General features: G+C 62.8%; 19 protein-coding genes. 11 read left to right on the top strand and 8 right to left on the bottom strand.

The annotated features are described in order from the left end of the window. The first annotated feature begins 35 nt into the window (after window positions 1-35). The gene (locus BM186_RS10865) at window positions 36-620 is read left to right on the top strand and encodes a TetR/AcrR family transcriptional regulator (protein ID WP_074915224.1); all 585 of its coding nucleotides are present in this window, start codon (window positions 36-38) and stop codon (window positions 618-620) included. Here BM186_RS10865 and BM186_RS10860 read toward each other — a convergent pair. Beyond that, on the bottom strand, window positions 617-1,384 hold the full coding sequence (locus tag BM186_RS10860) for a DODA-type extradiol aromatic ring-opening family dioxygenase (RefSeq protein WP_072424203.1): 768 nt from the start codon (window positions 1,382-1,384) through the stop codon (window positions 617-619). The genes BM186_RS10865 and BM186_RS10860 overlap by 4 nt on opposite strands. Window positions 1,385-1,489: 105 nt before the next feature. Between BM186_RS10860 and BM186_RS10855 the strand changes: the two genes are divergently transcribed. Then, window positions 1,490-2,146 carry a thiopurine S-methyltransferase gene (locus tag BM186_RS10855; RefSeq protein ID WP_072423852.1) on the top strand — a complete coding sequence of 219 codons (657 nt, stop codon included), beginning with the start codon at window positions 1,490-1,492 and terminating at the stop codon, window positions 2,144-2,146. A gap of 58 nt (window positions 2,147-2,204) precedes the next feature. Here the strand turns inward: BM186_RS10855 and htpX are convergent, their stop codons facing one another. The 3 genes from htpX to BM186_RS10840 form a co-directional block, all read right to left on the bottom strand. Then, the gene (gene htpX / locus BM186_RS10850; protein ID WP_072423853.1) at window positions 2,205-3,077 is read right to left on the bottom strand and encodes a protease HtpX; all 873 of its coding nucleotides are present in this window, start codon (window positions 3,075-3,077) and stop codon (window positions 2,205-2,207) included. A 94-nt stretch (window positions 3,078-3,171) separates the two neighbouring features. After that, window positions 3,172-3,618, bottom strand: a complete 447-nt coding sequence (locus BM186_RS10845; RefSeq protein ID WP_074915222.1) for a hypothetical protein — start codon at window positions 3,616-3,618, stop codon at window positions 3,172-3,174. A gap of 6 nt (window positions 3,619-3,624) precedes the next feature. Further along, entirely contained in the window at window positions 3,625-4,836 is a 1,212-nt protein-coding gene (locus tag BM186_RS10840; protein WP_074915221.1) for a pyridoxal phosphate-dependent aminotransferase, read from the bottom strand. Window positions 4,837-5,109: 273 nt separating this feature from the next. On the opposite strand from BM186_RS10840, the gene msrB reads away from it, so the two are divergent. Continuing rightward, window positions 5,110-5,505 (top strand): peptide-methionine (R)-S-oxide reductase MsrB, encoded by a 396-nt coding sequence (msrB, locus tag BM186_RS10835; RefSeq protein ID WP_017676757.1) that lies wholly within the window; start codon window positions 5,110-5,112, stop codon window positions 5,503-5,505. A gap of 41 nt (window positions 5,506-5,546) precedes the next feature. On the opposite strand, the gene BM186_RS26630 is transcribed toward msrB, so the two are convergent. Continuing rightward, window positions 5,547-5,720 (bottom strand): PA1571 family protein, encoded by a 174-nt coding sequence (locus BM186_RS26630; protein WP_162843953.1) that lies wholly within the window; start codon window positions 5,718-5,720, stop codon window positions 5,547-5,549. Between the two features lie 147 nt (window positions 5,721-5,867). Between BM186_RS26630 and BM186_RS10830 the strand changes: the two genes are divergently transcribed. Genes BM186_RS10830 through BM186_RS10810 form a run of 5 tightly spaced genes read left to right on the top strand, consistent with a single transcriptional unit; the run spans window position 5,868 to window position 10,180 of the window. Beyond that, entirely contained in the window at window positions 5,868-6,983 is a 1,116-nt protein-coding gene (locus tag BM186_RS10830) for an ATP-NAD kinase family protein (RefSeq protein ID WP_074915219.1), read from the top strand. A gap of 9 nt (window positions 6,984-6,992) precedes the next feature. Continuing rightward, on the top strand, window positions 6,993-7,583 hold the full coding sequence (locus BM186_RS10825) for a DUF1287 domain-containing protein (protein WP_074915217.1): 591 nt from the start codon (window positions 6,993-6,995) through the stop codon (window positions 7,581-7,583). Continuing rightward, a complete protein-coding gene (locus BM186_RS10820; protein ID WP_074915215.1) occupies window positions 7,580-8,014 on the top strand; it encodes a thiol-disulfide oxidoreductase DCC family protein in 435 nt (144 codons plus the stop codon). Before BM186_RS10825 ends, BM186_RS10820 begins: the two co-directional genes overlap by 4 nt. Beyond that, window positions 8,007-8,414 (top strand): DoxX-like family protein, encoded by a 408-nt coding sequence (locus BM186_RS10815; protein ID WP_074915213.1) that lies wholly within the window; start codon window positions 8,007-8,009, stop codon window positions 8,412-8,414. Before BM186_RS10820 ends, BM186_RS10815 begins: the two co-directional genes overlap by 8 nt. Before the next feature lie 8 nt (window positions 8,415-8,422). Then, complete coding sequence (locus BM186_RS10810) at window positions 8,423-10,180, top strand: ABC transporter transmembrane domain-containing protein (RefSeq protein ID WP_074915212.1); 1,758 nt, start codon at window positions 8,423-8,425, stop codon at window positions 10,178-10,180. On the opposite strand, the gene rhtA is transcribed toward BM186_RS10810, so the two are convergent. The 3 genes from rhtA to BM186_RS10795 all read right to left on the bottom strand — a co-directional run bounded on the left by rhtA (window position 10,177) and on the right by BM186_RS10795 (window position 12,214). Beyond that, window positions 10,177-11,028 (bottom strand): threonine/homoserine exporter RhtA, encoded by an 852-nt coding sequence (gene rhtA, locus BM186_RS10805; RefSeq protein ID WP_072423860.1) that lies wholly within the window; start codon window positions 11,026-11,028, stop codon window positions 10,177-10,179. The genes BM186_RS10810 and rhtA overlap by 4 nt on opposite strands. 234 nt (window positions 11,029-11,262) lie before the next feature. Further along, window positions 11,263-11,544, bottom strand: coding sequence for a pyrimidine/purine nucleoside phosphorylase (gene ppnP, locus BM186_RS10800; protein ID WP_072423861.1), 282 nt, complete (start codon window positions 11,542-11,544; stop codon window positions 11,263-11,265). A gap of 121 nt (window positions 11,545-11,665) precedes the next feature. Beyond that, a complete protein-coding gene (locus tag BM186_RS10795) occupies window positions 11,666-12,214 on the bottom strand; it encodes a 3'-5' exonuclease (RefSeq protein ID WP_045735996.1) in 549 nt (182 codons plus the stop codon). On the opposite strand from BM186_RS10795, the gene BM186_RS10790 reads away from it, so the two are divergent. The 3 genes from BM186_RS10790 to BM186_RS10780 all read left to right on the top strand — a co-directional run bounded on the left by BM186_RS10790 (window position 12,206) and on the right by BM186_RS10780 (window position 14,267). Then, the gene (locus BM186_RS10790) at window positions 12,206-13,276 is read left to right on the top strand and encodes an NAD(P)-dependent oxidoreductase (RefSeq protein ID WP_338153441.1); all 1,071 of its coding nucleotides are present in this window, start codon (window positions 12,206-12,208) and stop codon (window positions 13,274-13,276) included. The genes BM186_RS10795 and BM186_RS10790 overlap by 9 nt on opposite strands. Before the next feature lie 73 nt (window positions 13,277-13,349). After that, entirely contained in the window at window positions 13,350-13,601 is a 252-nt protein-coding gene (locus tag BM186_RS10785; RefSeq protein WP_074915210.1) for a YkgJ family cysteine cluster protein, read from the top strand. A 66-nt stretch (window positions 13,602-13,667) separates the two neighbouring features. Beyond that, window positions 13,668-14,267, top strand: a complete 600-nt coding sequence (locus BM186_RS10780) for an START domain-containing protein (protein ID WP_079783685.1) — start codon at window positions 13,668-13,670, stop codon at window positions 14,265-14,267. Window positions 14,268-14,276: the final 9 nt, after the last annotated feature.

Raw genomic sequence — 14,276 nt, 5'->3', positions numbered from 1 at the left:
TATTCTAGAAAAATATTCTAGTCATAAGGAGCGGCATGGCCCGTCCATCACGCAAAGACGAGATCCTGCGGGCTGCACTGGCCTGCTTCACCGAGCACGGTGTCGATGTCACCACCATCGAGATGATCCGTGACCGTTCTGGTGCGAGCACCGGCAGTCTGTATCACCACTTCGGCAACAAGGAGCGGATCATCGCTGCGCTCTATCTGGCCGGCACCGAACAATACGCCGAGCTGCTGCAGCGCGGATTTGCCAGCGCGGCCAACGCCGAGGCCTGCGTCAAGTTGCTGGTGACCAGCTACATCGACTGGGTGGTGGCCAATCCTGATTGGGCGCGTTTCATCCTGCACAGCCGTAGTCGGGTCGAGGCGGGGGAAATGGGCGATGTACTGCGCGAAGCCAATCGTCAGCATTTTGCGCAGATTCTCACGGCGCTCGCCGAGTACCGTCGGCAGGGACTGTTCAGGGCGCTGCCGGACGACTGTTTCGCCTCGGTGGTGATCGGCCCGACGCATGATCTGGCGCGCAACTGGCTGGCTGGCCGCACTCAGAGCGAGCTGAGCGAGTGCCGCGAGCTACTGGCGCAGATCGCCTGGGATAGCGTGAAAAACAGCGGCTAGCCGAAGCGATAGATATCCATCCCCAGGGCTCCGTAGGTGAAACCGCTGTGCTCAATCGTGAAGGTACCGCCAGCACCACGTGCGAAGAACAGCGGTAGCAGGTGTTCTTCGGTAGGGTGATTGCGCACGGCATTCGGCGCCAGCTGGCGGTAATGGTGCAAGGCCTCTTCGTCGTCCGCTTCGAGCTTTTCCACCACCCAGTCGCGAAACGTCTTGGCCCAGGGCGTGATGACGTCCGGGCCGGCACGCCAGTTCAGCTCGCCCAGGTTATGGGTGATGCTGCCGGAGCCAATCAGCAGGATGCCTTGTGTACGCAGGTTGGCCAGCGCACGGCCCACGCGGGTCTGTAGCTCGGGGCCAAGGCGGCTGGGTAGCGATAGCTGCAGAACGGGGATGTCGGCTTGCGGATACATCAGCGACAGCGGCACCCAGGCGCCATGGTCGAAGGGGCGTTGCGTATCGAGCTGTGCGGACAGACCTGCGTCGTTCAGTTGCTGGGCGATCTCCTCGGCCAGCTTCGGTGCGCCGGGTGCCGGATACTGCACGGCATACAGCTCGGCTGGAAAACCGCCGAAGTCGTGCCAGGTCTGCGGGTGCTCGCCCGCCGTCAGCAGCAGGCGCTGGCTTTCCCAGTGCGCCGACACCACCACTATGGCGTTGGGTCTGGGTATATCGGCGGCCAGTTTGGCCAGCGCCGGGCCGCTGGCACCGGGCTCCAGGGCCAGCATGGGGGAACCGTGGGAAATGAACAGACTGGGCAGCATGACGATCAGCTCCTGAAGTAGGATGACGCCATCTTCGTTGCTGGATCTATCGGATTCCAGCATAAATAGTTGGTCATTCCTATCGAATTTATGGAGGTTTTATTCATGCATGAGGCGTTCTGGCAGGACAGGTGGGCGCGCAGCCAAATCGGTTTTCATCAGGAAAAGGTCAACGGCTACCTGCGTCGTCACTGGCCCGCGCTCGGGCTGGCGAAAGGTGCGGCGGTGCTGGTGCCGCTGTGTGGCAAGAGTCTCGATCTGGTCTGGTTGGCGGAGCAGGGGCATGCGGTGATCGGTGTGGAACTGGCCGAGCGCGCGGTGCAGGATTTCTTTGCTGAGCGTGATGTGCAGCCACAGGTGTCGCAGTACGGTGCGTTCAAGGTCTACCAGGCGGGCACGCTGCGGATTTTGTGTGGCGACTTTTTTGCCTTGGGCCGTGAGGACGTTGCCGAGTGCCGGGCCTTCTATGACCGCGCTGCGCTGATCGCCTTGCCGCCGGAAATGCGCGAGCGCTACGTCGCTCATTTGCAGGCGATATTGCCGGATGCCTGCCAGGGACTGCTGGTGACGCTGGTATACGACCAGCAGCGCATGGATGGCCCACCGTTCTCGGTAGAAGATGCCGAGGTGGACCGGCATTTCACCGCCGGCTGGACGCTGCGCATGGTCGAGGAAAAGGACGTGCTGACGGGGAATCCGCGCTTCGCCGAGAGCGGACTCGCGGCGGTAGACGAGCGAGTCTTCCATCTGACGCGCCGCTAGCGGCGGCCCAATGAAAAAGGCGACCAGAGGGTCGCCTTTTTCGTGTGCAGCCGAGGGATCAGCCCAGGCGGCGCAGTGCCTCGATACGGTCTTCCAGCGGCGGGTGGGTCATCAGCAGGCCGGCCAGGCCGTTCTTCAGGCCGCCGTTGATGCCGAAGGCGGTGAGACTGTCAGGCATATGCACCGGCACACCCTGTTCGGCGCGCAGGCGCTGCAGCGCGGCGATCATCGCGCCGGTGCCGGCCAAGCGAGCACCGGCTTCGTCGGCCTTGAACTCGCGTTTGCGCGAGAACCACATGACGATGATGCTGGCGAGGATGCCCAGTACCAACTCGGCGAAGATGGTCGCGACGAAGTAGCCGATGCCGTGGCCGTCTTCGTTCTTCAGGATCGCCTTGTCGACGAAATTGCCGAAGATGCGCGCGAAGAACATGACGAAGGTGTTCACCACGCCCTGGATCAGCGCCAGGGTGACCATGTCGCCATTGGCCACGTGGCCGATTTCGTGGGCCAGCACCGCACGCACTTCATCGGGGGAGAAGCGCTCGAGCAGACCCTGACTGACCGCGACCAGTGCGTCATTCTTGTTCCAGCCGGTGGCGAAGGCGTTGGACTCGTAGGCCGGGAAGATGCCGACTTCAGGCATCTTGATCCCGGCTTCGCGCGACAGCTCCTCGACGGTCTGCAGCAGCCACTGTTCGTGACGGGTGCGCGGCTGGGTGATGATCTGCGTGCCGGTGCTCATCTTCGCCATCCACTTGGAGATGAACAGCGACACCAGCGAGCCGGCGAAACCGAACACGGCGCAGAAAATCAGCAGGCTGCCATGGTTCTGGCCGGTGAAGCGGTCGACCCCCAGCAGTTTGAGGGTGATGCTGGCGATAACCAGAACCGCCAGGTTGGTGGCCAGGAACAACATAATGCGCATCATGGTGTGAACGGACTCCTCACGGGGAAAGACGTACGAGTAATGCCGGCTATATAAGGGCGCCCCCCTGGGGCTTTCAACCAGCGACTATTTCAAACTATGTCTCTTGACCCTGTAGCGTGCTCTCGAACAGCAGGCGAGTGAGGCGGGCGGTGCGCTCGCCGTGCTGCTGGGCCAGGGCCTCGCGCAGTTGAAATGCCAATGTGGTGTGTACGCGGCGCACGCTTGGCGGCAGCACTTCACCCTCGCGCAAAGCGTGGGGAATGGCGCGCGACAGGCGCAGAAAACCTTTCTCGCTCAGCACCGCCTGATCCAGCGCGTCGTAAGCGATTGTCGACTCGAAGCGCAGATAGCCTTCCTCGGCCAGCCACAGCAATGCGCCGAGACAGGCCTGGTGACGCTTGCTGGGCAGGCCGAATTCGTCCGGCTCCTCGCGCCCGATCAGGTCTTCCACGTAGAGCGCCATCTTGCGCGGGAAGGCCTGATAGAGCATGAGCAGGCCGCTGGCGGCGTCCTTGTAGAAATCGTCGATCTGCAGATCCATGTCGGCTTACTGGCTGTAACCTTTGAGGAAGTTGCCGATACGACCGATGGCCTGCTCCAGGTCGTCGACGCGGGGCAGGGTGACCACACGGAAGTGATCCGGCCACGGCCAGTTGAAGGCGGTGCCCTGGACGATCAGCAGTTTTTCCGACAGCAGCAGGTCGAGGACGAACTTTTCGTCGTTGTGGATCGGGCAGATCTTGGGGTCGATCTTCGGGAAGGCGTAGAGCGCGCCCATGGGCTTGGCGCAGCTGACCCCGGGAATGTCGTTGAGCAGTTCCCAGGCGCGGTTGCGCTGCTCCAGTAGGCGGCCGTTGGGCAATACCAGGTCATTGATGCTCTGGTAGCCGCCGAGCGCGGTCTGGATCGCGTGCTGGCTCGGCACGTTGGCGCACAGACGCATGTTGGCCAGGATATCCAGGCCTTCGATATAGCTCTGCGCCCGGTGCTTGGGTCCGGAGATGGCCACCCAGCCGGAGCGGAAACCCGCCACGCGGTAGCTCTTGGACAGGCCGTTGAAGGTCAGGCAGAGCACGTCCGGTGCCAGCGAGGCGGTGCTGATGTGCACGGCCTCGTCGTAGAGGATCTTGTCGTAGATCTCGTCGGAGAAGATCACCAGGTTGTGTTGGCGCGCCAGTTCGACGATATCCAGCAGCACTTCCCTGGAGTACACCGCGCCGGTCGGGTTGTTCGGGTTGATCAGCACCAGGGCCTTGGTATTGGGCGTGATCTTGGCGCGCATGTCGGCGATATCCGGGAACCAGCCAGCCTGCTCGTCGCACAGGTAGTGCACCGGCTTGCCACCGGACAGCGCCACGGCAGCGGTCCACAGCGGATAGTCGGGTGCGGGGATGAGCACCTCGTCACCGTTATTTAGCAGTGCCTGCATGGCCATCACGATCAGCTCGGAGACACCGTTGCCGAGGTAGATGTCCTCGATGGTGACGCCTTCGACCTGCTTCTGCTGGTAATACTGCATCACCGCCTTGCGCGCGCTGAACAGCCCCTTGGAGTCGCTGTAGCCCTGGGCGGTTGGCAGGTTGCGGATGACGTCCTGGAGAATTTCTTCCGGTGCCTCGAAACCGAACGGCGCCGGGTTGCCGATGTTCAGCTTGAGGATGCGATGGCCTTCCTCTTCCAGACGCTTGGCGTGCTTGAGCACCGGCCCGCGAATGTCGTAGCAGACGTTGGCGAGCTTGTTCGATTTGCTGACCTGCATGTAAGGATTCCCGAGCTATGGAGAACCCACTGAAGTACGCTGCAAAATTCTCCCGGCAGGGAATCTTGGCAGCCCGTAACGTGGGTGACAGACTGGGGTCGAATCATACGTGGCGACCTGAGCGCGGCAAAGGTATCAGCCCTGCTTTTTTCTGGCCTGCCACGCGGCGCACAGAGGCGCTGCAGTCGCAGAAACCTCGCTCTCGAAGCTGCCAGATGCTGGTGCTGCCTGTACTGCTGCGTATTGCCCAATTACCGAGGAGGAACCCTATTCGTGGATAAAGTCGACAAACCCCTGGATAGCTGGCGCGAAGAGCTGACTGACGAGCAATTTCATGTCTGTCGTCTGGGCGGCACGGAGCGGCCGTTCACTGGCGCTTATCACGACAGCAAGACCCCAGGCATTTACCACTGCGCCTGCTGTGGCGAGGCGCTGTTCGATTCGGATGCCAAATATGATTCTGGCAGCGGTTGGCCGAGCTACTTTCAGCCGATCAACGACGAGGTGATCGCCAGCCTCGACGACTACAGCCATGGTATGCATCGAATCGAAGTCAAATGCGCCAAGTGCGACGCGCATCTGGGGCACGTGTTCCCTGATGGCCCCCGTCCGACGGGGTTGCGCTACTGCATCAACTCACTGTCGCTGAAGCTGGTGCCACGCGATTGAGGCAGGCACGCCAGGCACATTGCGTGCCTGGCGCCTTGGGTTCAAGCCTGCTGGCTGGCGCGCTGGCGGCCTTCTTCCAGGGCGTCGCAGGCCTGTTTGATCATCTCTTCGGTAATGGGCACTTCGCGGCCCTGACCATCAATGATAAAACCGCCCACCGGCTCCTGTTGATGTTTGTTGGTGGGGTACTGGGCAGCGTTGTCTTGCAAGCTCATGGCCTGTCTCCTCATCAGTAATGCGCGCCAGTCTAGGGCTGTTAGATGAAGGCGCGGTGACAGTTGCGACGGCGGAACTCCGTCACAAAACACTTAGCAAAAGTCGTATAGCAGGCTGCGTGCCAGCCTGTGTGGAACGAGGAATTCATGTCGCGTTTTCATATCGGTTTGATCATCAATCCACTGGCCGGGCTGGGTGGTCCTGCAGCCTTCAAGGGCAGCGACGGCATGGCCGAGCAAGCGCTGGCTCTGGGTGTCGAGCCAAAGGCGGCGCAACGTACACGCACCGCGCTTGAGCAGTTGTTGACTCTGCATGAGCGCATCGAGTTCGTCAGCTACCCGGGCGCCATGGGTGGCGATCTTTTGGCGCAGATGGGCTTCGAACATCGCCTGCTGGGGCAGGTCGGTGCGCAGCCGACCACTGCCGAAGACACCCGCCAGGCAGTGCAGCAGCTACAGGACGCCGGTGTGGCGCTGATTCTCTTCGCTGGCGGTGATGGTACTGCGCGTGATGTCTGTGCCGCCGTCAGGGACGGCCAGCCGGTGCTGGGTATTCCGGCGGGGGTGAAGATCCAGTCCGGCGTCTACGCCATCAGCCCGCGAGCGGCAGGCGAGCTGACTGCGCGCCTGGTGGAGGGCGGCCTGGTACGACTGGCCAGCGGCGAGGTGCGTGACATCGACGAGAGCGCCCTGCGCGAAGGCCGCGTCACCGCGCGCTGGTACGGCGAGCTGTGCGTGCCGCAGGAGGGCGGCTACGTGCAGGCGGTCAAGCAGGGTGGTGTGGAGTCCGAAGAGCTGGTGTTGGCTGATCTGGCCGCCTGGCTCGAGAGTGAGTGGGAGCCGGGTGCGCGCTACGTGTTCGGTCCCGGCTCGACCTTGCACGGTCTGGCGCAGAATCTTGGCCTGGAAACCACCTTGCTCGGCGTCGATGTGATCGAGGATGGTCGAGTCATCGCCCGCGACGTCAATGAAGTCGAGCTGTTCGCCCTGGTCGAAGGGCGCCCGACTTATCTGCTGGTCACCGCGATTGGCGGTCAGGGCCATATCATCGGCCGCGGCAACCAGCAGATCAGCCCGCGCGTGCTGCGCACCGTTGGCCTGGAGCGCCTGCGGGTGGTTGCGACCAAGCGCAAGCTGGCAACACTGGAAGGCCGGCCGCTGCTGGTCGACAGTGGCGACGTGAGCCTGGACGACGCTTTTCCCGATGTAGTGCGGGTCTGGGCCGGTTATAAGGAAGAACTGCTGTACCCCCTGAGTCGATAGGAGATCGATATGCGCATGCTGATCGCGCTGCTGCTCTGGTCGCTGGCGTTTGCTGTGCAGGCCATCGAGGCGGACAGGCTGGTGCTCGATGCTCGCCAGCAGGTCGGCGTGACCCTGAGCTATGACCCGGCTTATCGCCGCCTGAGCTATCCGGGCGGCGACGTGCCCATGGCCACCGGGGTCTGCACCGACGTGGTGATCCGCGCACTGCGTCAGCAGGGGCTGGATCTGCAGGAAGCGGTGCATCGCGACATGCGCGGCAACTTCTCCGTCTATCCGAAGAATTGGGGGCTGAGTCGCCCGGACAGCAATATCGATCACCGCCGCGTGCCCAACCTGATGACCTGGTTCAAGCGTCAGGGCTGGTCGTTGCCGGTCAAGCAGTATGCCGCGGCTTACCAGCCCGGCGATATCGTCACCTGGGATTTGGGTCGTGGCCTTACTCATATCGGCATCATCAGTGATCGTCAGGCGCCAACGGCTACGCCGCTGGTGCTGCATAACATTGGTCGCGGCACGCAGGAGGAGGACATTCTGTTCGCCTACCGCATCACCGGCCATTACCGTCCGCTTGCCCAGCGGGCGAGTGCTGTGCAATGACCGCGCAATCGCTGCCGCCCGGTCTTGCCGCTGGCGAGCGCGTGGTGCTGTTCGACGGCGTCTGCAAACTCTGTAGTGGCTGGGCGAAATTTCTCATTCGGCATGACGGCCAGCGCCTGTTTCGATTGGCTTCGGTGCAGTCGGCGCAAGGCCAGGCATTGCTGGCCTGGCATGGGCTGCCGACCGACCGTTTCGACACCATGGCGCTGATCGATGAGGCGGGGCTGCATGTACGCTCGGACGCGCTGCTGCGCATCCTTGTTCGCCTGCCACAGCCCTGGCGTGCGCTTGCCTGGCTGCGTCTTATCCCGCGCCCGCTGCGCGATTGGTGCTATGACCGCATCGCGCTGAATCGCTATCACCTGTTCGGGCGGCACGAGGTCTGCCTGCTGCCCAGCGCGGACCATGCCGAGCGTTTTTTGCATGACTGAACGGCGTCTGGCGCAGATCGCCTGGCTCGCTCGCTTGGCTCTGGCACTGGTATTCATCTGGCACGGCCTGGCGCCGAAGATTCTCTGGCTCAGCCCTGACGAGGTGGCGATGATCGCGGCCCATGGTCTGCCAGATCATCCGCTGTTCGCGCCGCAACTGATTGCGGCTGTCGGCGGTATTGTCGAGATCCTTCTGGGCGTCCTGCTGCTGACGGCACGGCGCCAGCGTTGGCCCTTGCTGGTCGCTGGCGGGGTGTTGCTGGTATTGCTGCTTGATGTTGTGCTGCTGAGCCCCCATCTGTTGATTCAGGCGTTCAATCCGCTTTCGACCAACCTGGCTGCGCTGGCCTTGTGCGCAGTGGCCTGGCTGGCTGAAGCGCCCTCGGCTGCTGACTCCTGAGACCCGTCATGACATCGATGCTTTCTTCTCGCCAGCGTGGCGCCATACGCCTGGCCTGGCGCTTTATTGCGCCTTATCGCGGCCGAGTGCTGGGCGCGCTGCTGGCCCTGATGTTCACCGCGGCAATCACCCTGTCCATGGGCCAGGGCATCAAGCTGCTGGTGGATCAGGGACTGGCCACGCAGTCGCCGGCCGCGCTGCGCCAATCCCTGCTGCTGTTCTTCGTGCTGGTATTGGCGCTGGCGTTCGGCACCTACACGCGCTTCTACCTGGTGTCGTGGATCGGCGAGCGTGTGGTCGCGGATATCCGTCGACGGGTATTCGATCACCTGATCGAGTTGCATCCCGGTTTCTACGAAAGCAATCGCAGCTCGGAAATCCAGTCTCGGCTGACCGCCGATACCACCTTGTTGCAGTCGGTGATTGGCTCGTCGCTGTCGATGGCACTGCGCAATCTGATCATGTTGATCGGTGGTAGCGTGCTGCTGGTGGTCACCAATCCCAAGCTCAGCGGTATCGTTCTGTTGGCTCTACCCTTGGTGGTGGCGCCTATCCTGCTGTTCGGCCGTCGTGTGCGCGCGCTGTCGCGGCAGAGCCAGGACCGCGTGGCCGATGTCGGCAGTTATGTCGGTGAGGTGCTGGGGCAGATCAAGACGGTGCAGGCCTACAACCACCAGAATGAGGACAAGCGCCGTTTCGGCGAATCCGCCGAGGCCGCCTTCGATGTGGCGCGCAAGCGCATCGCCCAGCGTTCCTGGCTGATCACCGTGGTTATCGTGCTGGTGCTCGGTGCGGTGGGGGTGATGCTCTGGGTCGGCGGTATGGACGTGATCGCCGGGCGTATCTCCGGTGGCGAGCTTGCGGCTTTCGTGTTCTACAGCCTGATCGTTGGCTCGTCCTTCGGCACGCTGAGCGAGGTGATCGGTGAATTGCAGCGCGCCGCAGGCGCCGCCGAGCGTATCGGCGAGCTATTGCGTGCCAGTAATGCCATCGTGGCGCCAGAACAGCCGCAGCATCTGCCACAGCCGGTACAGGGGCGTATCGAGCTGCAGGATGTGCGTTTCGCCTATCCGTCGCGTTCGGACAGCTACGCCATCGATGGCGTCGACCTGCAGGTGGCGGCAGGCGAGACGCTGGCACTGGTGGGGCCGTCCGGCGCTGGCAAGTCGACGCTGTTCGATCTGCTGCTGCGTTTCTTTGATCCGCAGGGCGGGCGCATCCTCATCGACGGCGTGCCGATCGATCAGCTTGATCCGCGCGAGCTGCGCGCCAGTTTCGCCCTGGTTTCGCAGAATCCCGCGCTGTTCTTCGGCTCGGTGGAGGACAACATTCGCTATGGTCGTCTGGATGCCAGCCAGGCCGAGGTGGAGGCAGCCGCGCGGGCAGCGCATGCGCACGAGTTCATTCAGCGCCTGCCACAGGGTTACCAGACTCATCTGGGGGAGGCCGGGCTCGGGCTATCCGGGGGGCAGCGTCAGCGCCTGGCGATTGCCCGTGCCTTGCTCGCCGATGCGCCTATCCTATTGCTCGATGAGGCTACCAGCGCGCTGGATGCCGAGAGCGAGCACCTGATCCAGCAGGCGCTGCCGTCACTGATGGCCGGGCGTACCACATTGGTGATCGCCCATCGCCTGGCTACGGTCAAGCAGGCGGATCGCATTGCGGTGATCGAGCATGGCCGTGTGGCTGCCATCGGCAGCCATGCCGAGCTGATCGAGAGTAGTCCGCTCTATGCGCGTTTGGCCGAGTTGCAGTTCGGCAACTAGCTCTTGGGTTTGATGGTCGCGGCTGCCCCGGCCGAGGCGATGATGATCGCACCGACGGCCAGCCACTGGCCCCAGAGCAGCTTCTCGCCGAGAAAGGCCAGGCCGCACATTGCCGCGACTGCCGGCTCCAGGCTCATCAGCACGCTGAAAGTGCGTGCGGGCAGGCGCGTCAGGGCGATCATCTCCAGGCTGTAGGGTAGGGCCGAGGACAGCACCGCGACACCGAGGGCGATGGGTAGCAGGTCCACGCTCAGCAGGTCCGTGCCGGCATGCCAGATGCCAATGGGCAAGACCAGCAAGGCGGCGACCCAGGTGCCCAGGGCGACGGTGTGGCGGCCATGCTGGGCGCCGGCTTTCTGCCCGAAGATGATGTACAGCGACCAGCACACACCCGCGCCGAGGGCCAGAGCTGCGCCGAGAGGGTCGATGGCGCTTTGCGTGGCGCCGGTTGGCAGCAGCATCCATAACCCGATGATGGCCAGAATCACCCAGACGAAGTCCAGCAGGCGGCGCGAGGAAAACAGCGCCAGAGCCAGTGGGCCGGTGAATTCCAGCGCCACGGCGATGCCCAGCGGGATGCTCTGCAGGGACATGTAGAACATCAGATTCATGCCGCCCAGCGCCAGGCCGTAAGCGAGCAGGGCATGGCACTTGCGCAGATCCAGTTTGGCCCGCCAGGGCTGCATCACCAGCGACAGAATGATCGCGCCGAGCACCAGGCGCAGGGCTGTGGTGCCTTCGGCGCCGACCAGCGGGAACAGGTTCTTGGCCAGCGACGCGCCGCTCTGGATCGAAACCATGGCCACCAGCAACAAGGCAATGGGGACGAGAAGTGCACTGCGTGACATGGGCTATGTCCAGGTGGTGATCATCAAAGAAAAAAACCGGCCGCTGGGGCCGGTTCTTCGTGGCGCCTGGTGGCTGCCAGGCCGTTGAAAAAACGTAGGCGAGGCAGGCAAGACAAGGCAAAAGTGACCGAAAAAGCGGAGTTTACAGGCTGTAAATGAGCATTTTGACTGGGCTCGCACGCGAGGTCGCTTTTAACGCGGTATTGCCAACGTAGGTAGTTTTTCAACGGCCTGTTAGCGGTATTCGCAGAGGTAGGCGGTGTCTACGGCCACCTTGAGCTGGAACTTGCTGTTGGCCTCGACGGTGAACGTGCTGCCGGCTTCGAAGGTGTTCCAGCTGTCGCTACCCGGCAGTTTGACGGTCAGGGCGCCGGCGATGACATGCATGACTTCCAGTTGGCTGGTGCCGAATTCGTATTCGCCCGGGGCCATTACGCCGATGGTGGCAGGGCCTTCAGCCATGGTGAAACCGATGGATTTGACGGTGCCGTCGAAGTATTCGTTGACCTTGAACATCTGCGATTCCTCGAAAGGGGTTGGAAAAGTTGCAGGGAGCCATTTTAAACGTCGCGTAGCGACGGCCCGAAGGTAGGCTTTAAAAGGGCCGCCAGTATGCCCAAGCGCCTTTTCTTCGTCATCAGTCTTTGAGAGGCAGTACCAACGGCAACAGGCGCGCGGTGTTGCGTGCATCTTCCAGGGCGCGGTGTTGTTGTCCCTGAAACTGCATGCCGGCCAGCTGCAGCGCGCTGTGCAGGCCTACCGGGCGCTGTAGCTGGCGAGCCTTGGCGAAAGCCTGCTTGAGATTGAGGTGTGGCACATCGGCCAGCAGACTATGCAAGCGGTGCTGGCGCCACTCCTGTTCCAGTTGACGTCGATCATAATCCCCCCAACTGCTCCAGCCGACCAGGCGTGAGGCGTGCTGCATCAGCCAGCGTTCGAACTGAGCCCAGACTTGAGGTAAGGGTGCTGCATTGTCGACGTCGGTCTGGCTGATGTGGGTGAGTTCGCGGCAGAAGTCGGTCAGGCACGGGCGGCGCTGTGGTTTGACGATGCGCTGAAAGTGATCCCGCTCATGGCCATCCACGCCAACCAGGCTGGCGCCGATCTCGATGATTTCCATTTCCTCCATCGCCCAGCCGCCCTCATCGGTGGTGGCCTCCAGGTCGATGACTAGCCAATGCCCCATGGGCGCTCCTTAGAACCTGTCTGCGATCTGTTGCGCTTCGGCCTCGCTGCATGGAAAAGGTTCCTGGCAAGGGCCAGGCTCCAAGCTCAAGCACCCGTTCTGAATAGAACCGCAGGCAGTATGGAAGGCCTTTTCGACCAGGGCAAACGTCGTGTTAGGCTCTGGCGCCTATATCTGCAGGAGGTTGCTATGGCAAAGGTCGCGTTTCTCGGTTTGGGCGTCATGGGGTATCCGATGGCCGGGCATCTGGCTCGCAAAGGGCATCAGGTGACGGTCTATAACCGCTCGCCGGGCAAAGCCGAGCAATGGATGGGCGAGTACGCCGGCAGCTCTGCGCCGACCCCGCGTGAGGCGGTGGCGGGCGCCGAACTGGTGATGTGTTGCGTCGGTAACGATGACGACCTGCGCAGTGTGATTCTGGGCGAGCAGGGCGCGTTCGCCGGTATGGCGCCGGGCGCCATTCTGGTCGATCACACCACCGCCTCGGCCGATGTGGCACGTGAGCTGGCCGCTGTTGCGGCCGAGCGTGGCCTGGGTTTTCTCGATGCACCGGTATCCGGTGGTCAGGCCGGTGCGGTCAATGGCGTGCTGACCGTGATGGTCGGTGGCGAGGCCGAAACCTATGCGATTGCCGAACCGGTCATCCAGAGCTACGCGCGGATGATGCGCCTGATGGGGCCGGCCGGCAGCGGCCAGTTGAGCAAGATGGTCAATCAGATCTGCATCGCCGGGCTGGTTCAGGGCTTGGCAGAGGCGCTGAACTTCGCTCAGTGCGCAGGGCTGGATGGCCATGCGGTGGTCGATGTGATCAGCAAGGGCGCGGCGCAGTCCTGGCAGATGGAAAACCGCTACAAGACCATGCTGGCGGGCGAGTTCGATTTCGGCTTCGCGGTCGACTGGATGCGCAAGGATCTGTCGATCCTGCTCGACGAGTCGCGTCGCAACGGCGCACAGCTGCCGGTGACGGCGCTGGTCGATCAGTTCTACGCCGACGTTCAGGCCATGGGTGGTGGGCGTTGGGATACCTCCAGCCTGCTGGCGCGCCTGCAGCGTAACCGCTGATCGCCAAAGGCCTCGACGGACGGCGCGTGCCTCATTAGGATCGCCGCCGTTCGCTTCCTGTTGAGGTCGTTTAATGGAGTGTCGTGCCGGTTGCGGTGCCTGCTGCATCGCGCCTTCCATCAGTTCACCGATTCCGGGCATGCCTGAGGGCAAGCCCGCTGGCGTGCGCTGTATCCATCTCAATGCCGAGTTTCTTTGCGCCATCTTCGGTAGCCCGGAGAGGCCCGCAGTGTGCGCTGGGTTCAAGGCGGAAGAGCAGCTGTGCGCGGATGATCGCGAAAGCGCCATTCGTATGTTGGGTTGGCTGGAGCAGGCGACTGCCTGACGATGTGAACCGCTCACGGCCCGTGCGGGTCGAAACGCAAACAGTCCCACCGGGAGTTGCTCGAAGATGATGCGTTATTCCGTTCTGGCCATGATGTTGTGCGCGACCGCTGTCCAGGCTGCCGAGAGGCAGTGGCAGCTGGAGCGCGAAGAAGACGGTGTGAGCGTTTACCTGGCTGACGTGCCCGGATCCAAGTACAAGGCCTATCGCGGTGTGGTGACGATCAACGCTGATCTGGCCGCGGTACAGGCGGCGCAGGAAGATGTCGCGGGATCCTGCTCCTGGATCTTCAGTTGCCAGCAGCAGCGACTGCTCGAGACCGAGGGTAATGTGAGCGAGCTGTACACCCGTTTCGAGATGCCCTGGCCGGTGAAGGCGCGTGATTCGGTGATTCAGGTGACCACGCGCACCGATGCTGACGGCGCTGTCACGCGCCTGCTCAAGGCGGTGCCGCAGCGATTGCCGGAGGAGAAGGGGTTCGTGCGGGTGCAGCGTGTCGACGGCGAGTGGCATCTCAAACCGCTGGACCAGGGCAGGGTGGAGGTGACCTACGAGGTGCACACCGAGCCGGGTGGAAGCGTGCCCTCCTGGCTGGCCAACAGCTTCGTCGTCGATGCGCCGCTGCAGACGCTGCAGGGTTTGCGAGCGAAAGTGGAAGGGCGCTGAGCGAGATAC

The organism is Ectopseudomonas toyotomiensis (assembly GCF_900115695.1).
GTDB classification, from domain to species: domain Bacteria; phylum Pseudomonadota; class Gammaproteobacteria; order Pseudomonadales; family Pseudomonadaceae; genus Aquipseudomonas; species Aquipseudomonas toyotomiensis.
The sequence above is the reverse complement of the archived record's forward strand: the minus strand, read 5'-3'. Positions and strand labels throughout refer to the sequence as shown.

What these genes read in the sequence shown, in the direction of transcription:
- BM186_RS10795 (WP_045735996.1), bottom strand. Translation starts at nt 12,214, where the DNA reads ATGGGGCATTGGCTAGTCATCGACCTGGAGGCCACCACCGATGAGGGC.
- htpX (WP_072423853.1), bottom strand. Translation starts at nt 3,077, where the DNA reads ATGATGCGCATTATGTTGTTCCTGGCCACCAACCTGGCGGTTCTGGTT.
- BM186_RS10855 (WP_072423852.1), top strand. Translation starts at nt 1,490, where the DNA reads ATGCATGAGGCGTTCTGGCAGGACAGGTGGGCGCGCAGCCAAATCGGT.
- BM186_RS10780 (WP_079783685.1), top strand. Translation starts at nt 13,668, where the DNA reads ATGATGCGTTATTCCGTTCTGGCCATGATGTTGTGCGCGACCGCTGTC.
- BM186_RS10840 (WP_074915221.1), bottom strand. Translation starts at nt 4,836, where the DNA reads ATGCAGGTCAGCAAATCGAACAAGCTCGCCAACGTCTGCTACGACATT.
- BM186_RS10845 (WP_074915222.1), bottom strand. Translation starts at nt 3,618, where the DNA reads ATGGATCTGCAGATCGACGATTTCTACAAGGACGCCGCCAGCGGCCTG.
- BM186_RS10785 (WP_074915210.1), top strand. Translation starts at nt 13,350, where the DNA reads ATGGAGTGTCGTGCCGGTTGCGGTGCCTGCTGCATCGCGCCTTCCATC.
- BM186_RS26630 (WP_162843953.1), bottom strand. Translation starts at nt 5,720, where the DNA reads ATGAGCTTGCAAGACAACGCTGCCCAGTACCCCACCAACAAACATCAA.
- BM186_RS10820 (WP_074915215.1), top strand. Translation starts at nt 7,580, where the DNA reads ATGACCGCGCAATCGCTGCCGCCCGGTCTTGCCGCTGGCGAGCGCGTG.
- BM186_RS10860 (WP_072424203.1), bottom strand. Translation starts at nt 1,384, where the DNA reads ATGCTGCCCAGTCTGTTCATTTCCCACGGTTCCCCCATGCTGGCCCTG.
- BM186_RS10825 (WP_074915217.1), top strand. Translation starts at nt 6,993, where the DNA reads ATGCGCATGCTGATCGCGCTGCTGCTCTGGTCGCTGGCGTTTGCTGTG.
- BM186_RS10815 (WP_074915213.1), top strand. Translation starts at nt 8,007, where the DNA reads ATGACTGAACGGCGTCTGGCGCAGATCGCCTGGCTCGCTCGCTTGGCT.
- BM186_RS10810 (WP_074915212.1), top strand. Translation starts at nt 8,423, where the DNA reads ATGACATCGATGCTTTCTTCTCGCCAGCGTGGCGCCATACGCCTGGCC.
- rhtA (WP_072423860.1), bottom strand. Translation starts at nt 11,028, where the DNA reads ATGTCACGCAGTGCACTTCTCGTCCCCATTGCCTTGTTGCTGGTGGCC.
- BM186_RS10790 (WP_338153441.1), top strand. Translation starts at nt 12,206, where the DNA reads ATGCCCCATGGGCGCTCCTTAGAACCTGTCTGCGATCTGTTGCGCTTC.
- BM186_RS10830 (WP_074915219.1), top strand. Translation starts at nt 5,868, where the DNA reads ATGTCGCGTTTTCATATCGGTTTGATCATCAATCCACTGGCCGGGCTG.
- BM186_RS10865 (WP_074915224.1), top strand. Translation starts at nt 36, where the DNA reads ATGGCCCGTCCATCACGCAAAGACGAGATCCTGCGGGCTGCACTGGCC.
- ppnP (WP_072423861.1), bottom strand. Translation starts at nt 11,544, where the DNA reads ATGTTCAAGGTCAACGAATACTTCGACGGCACCGTCAAATCCATCGGT.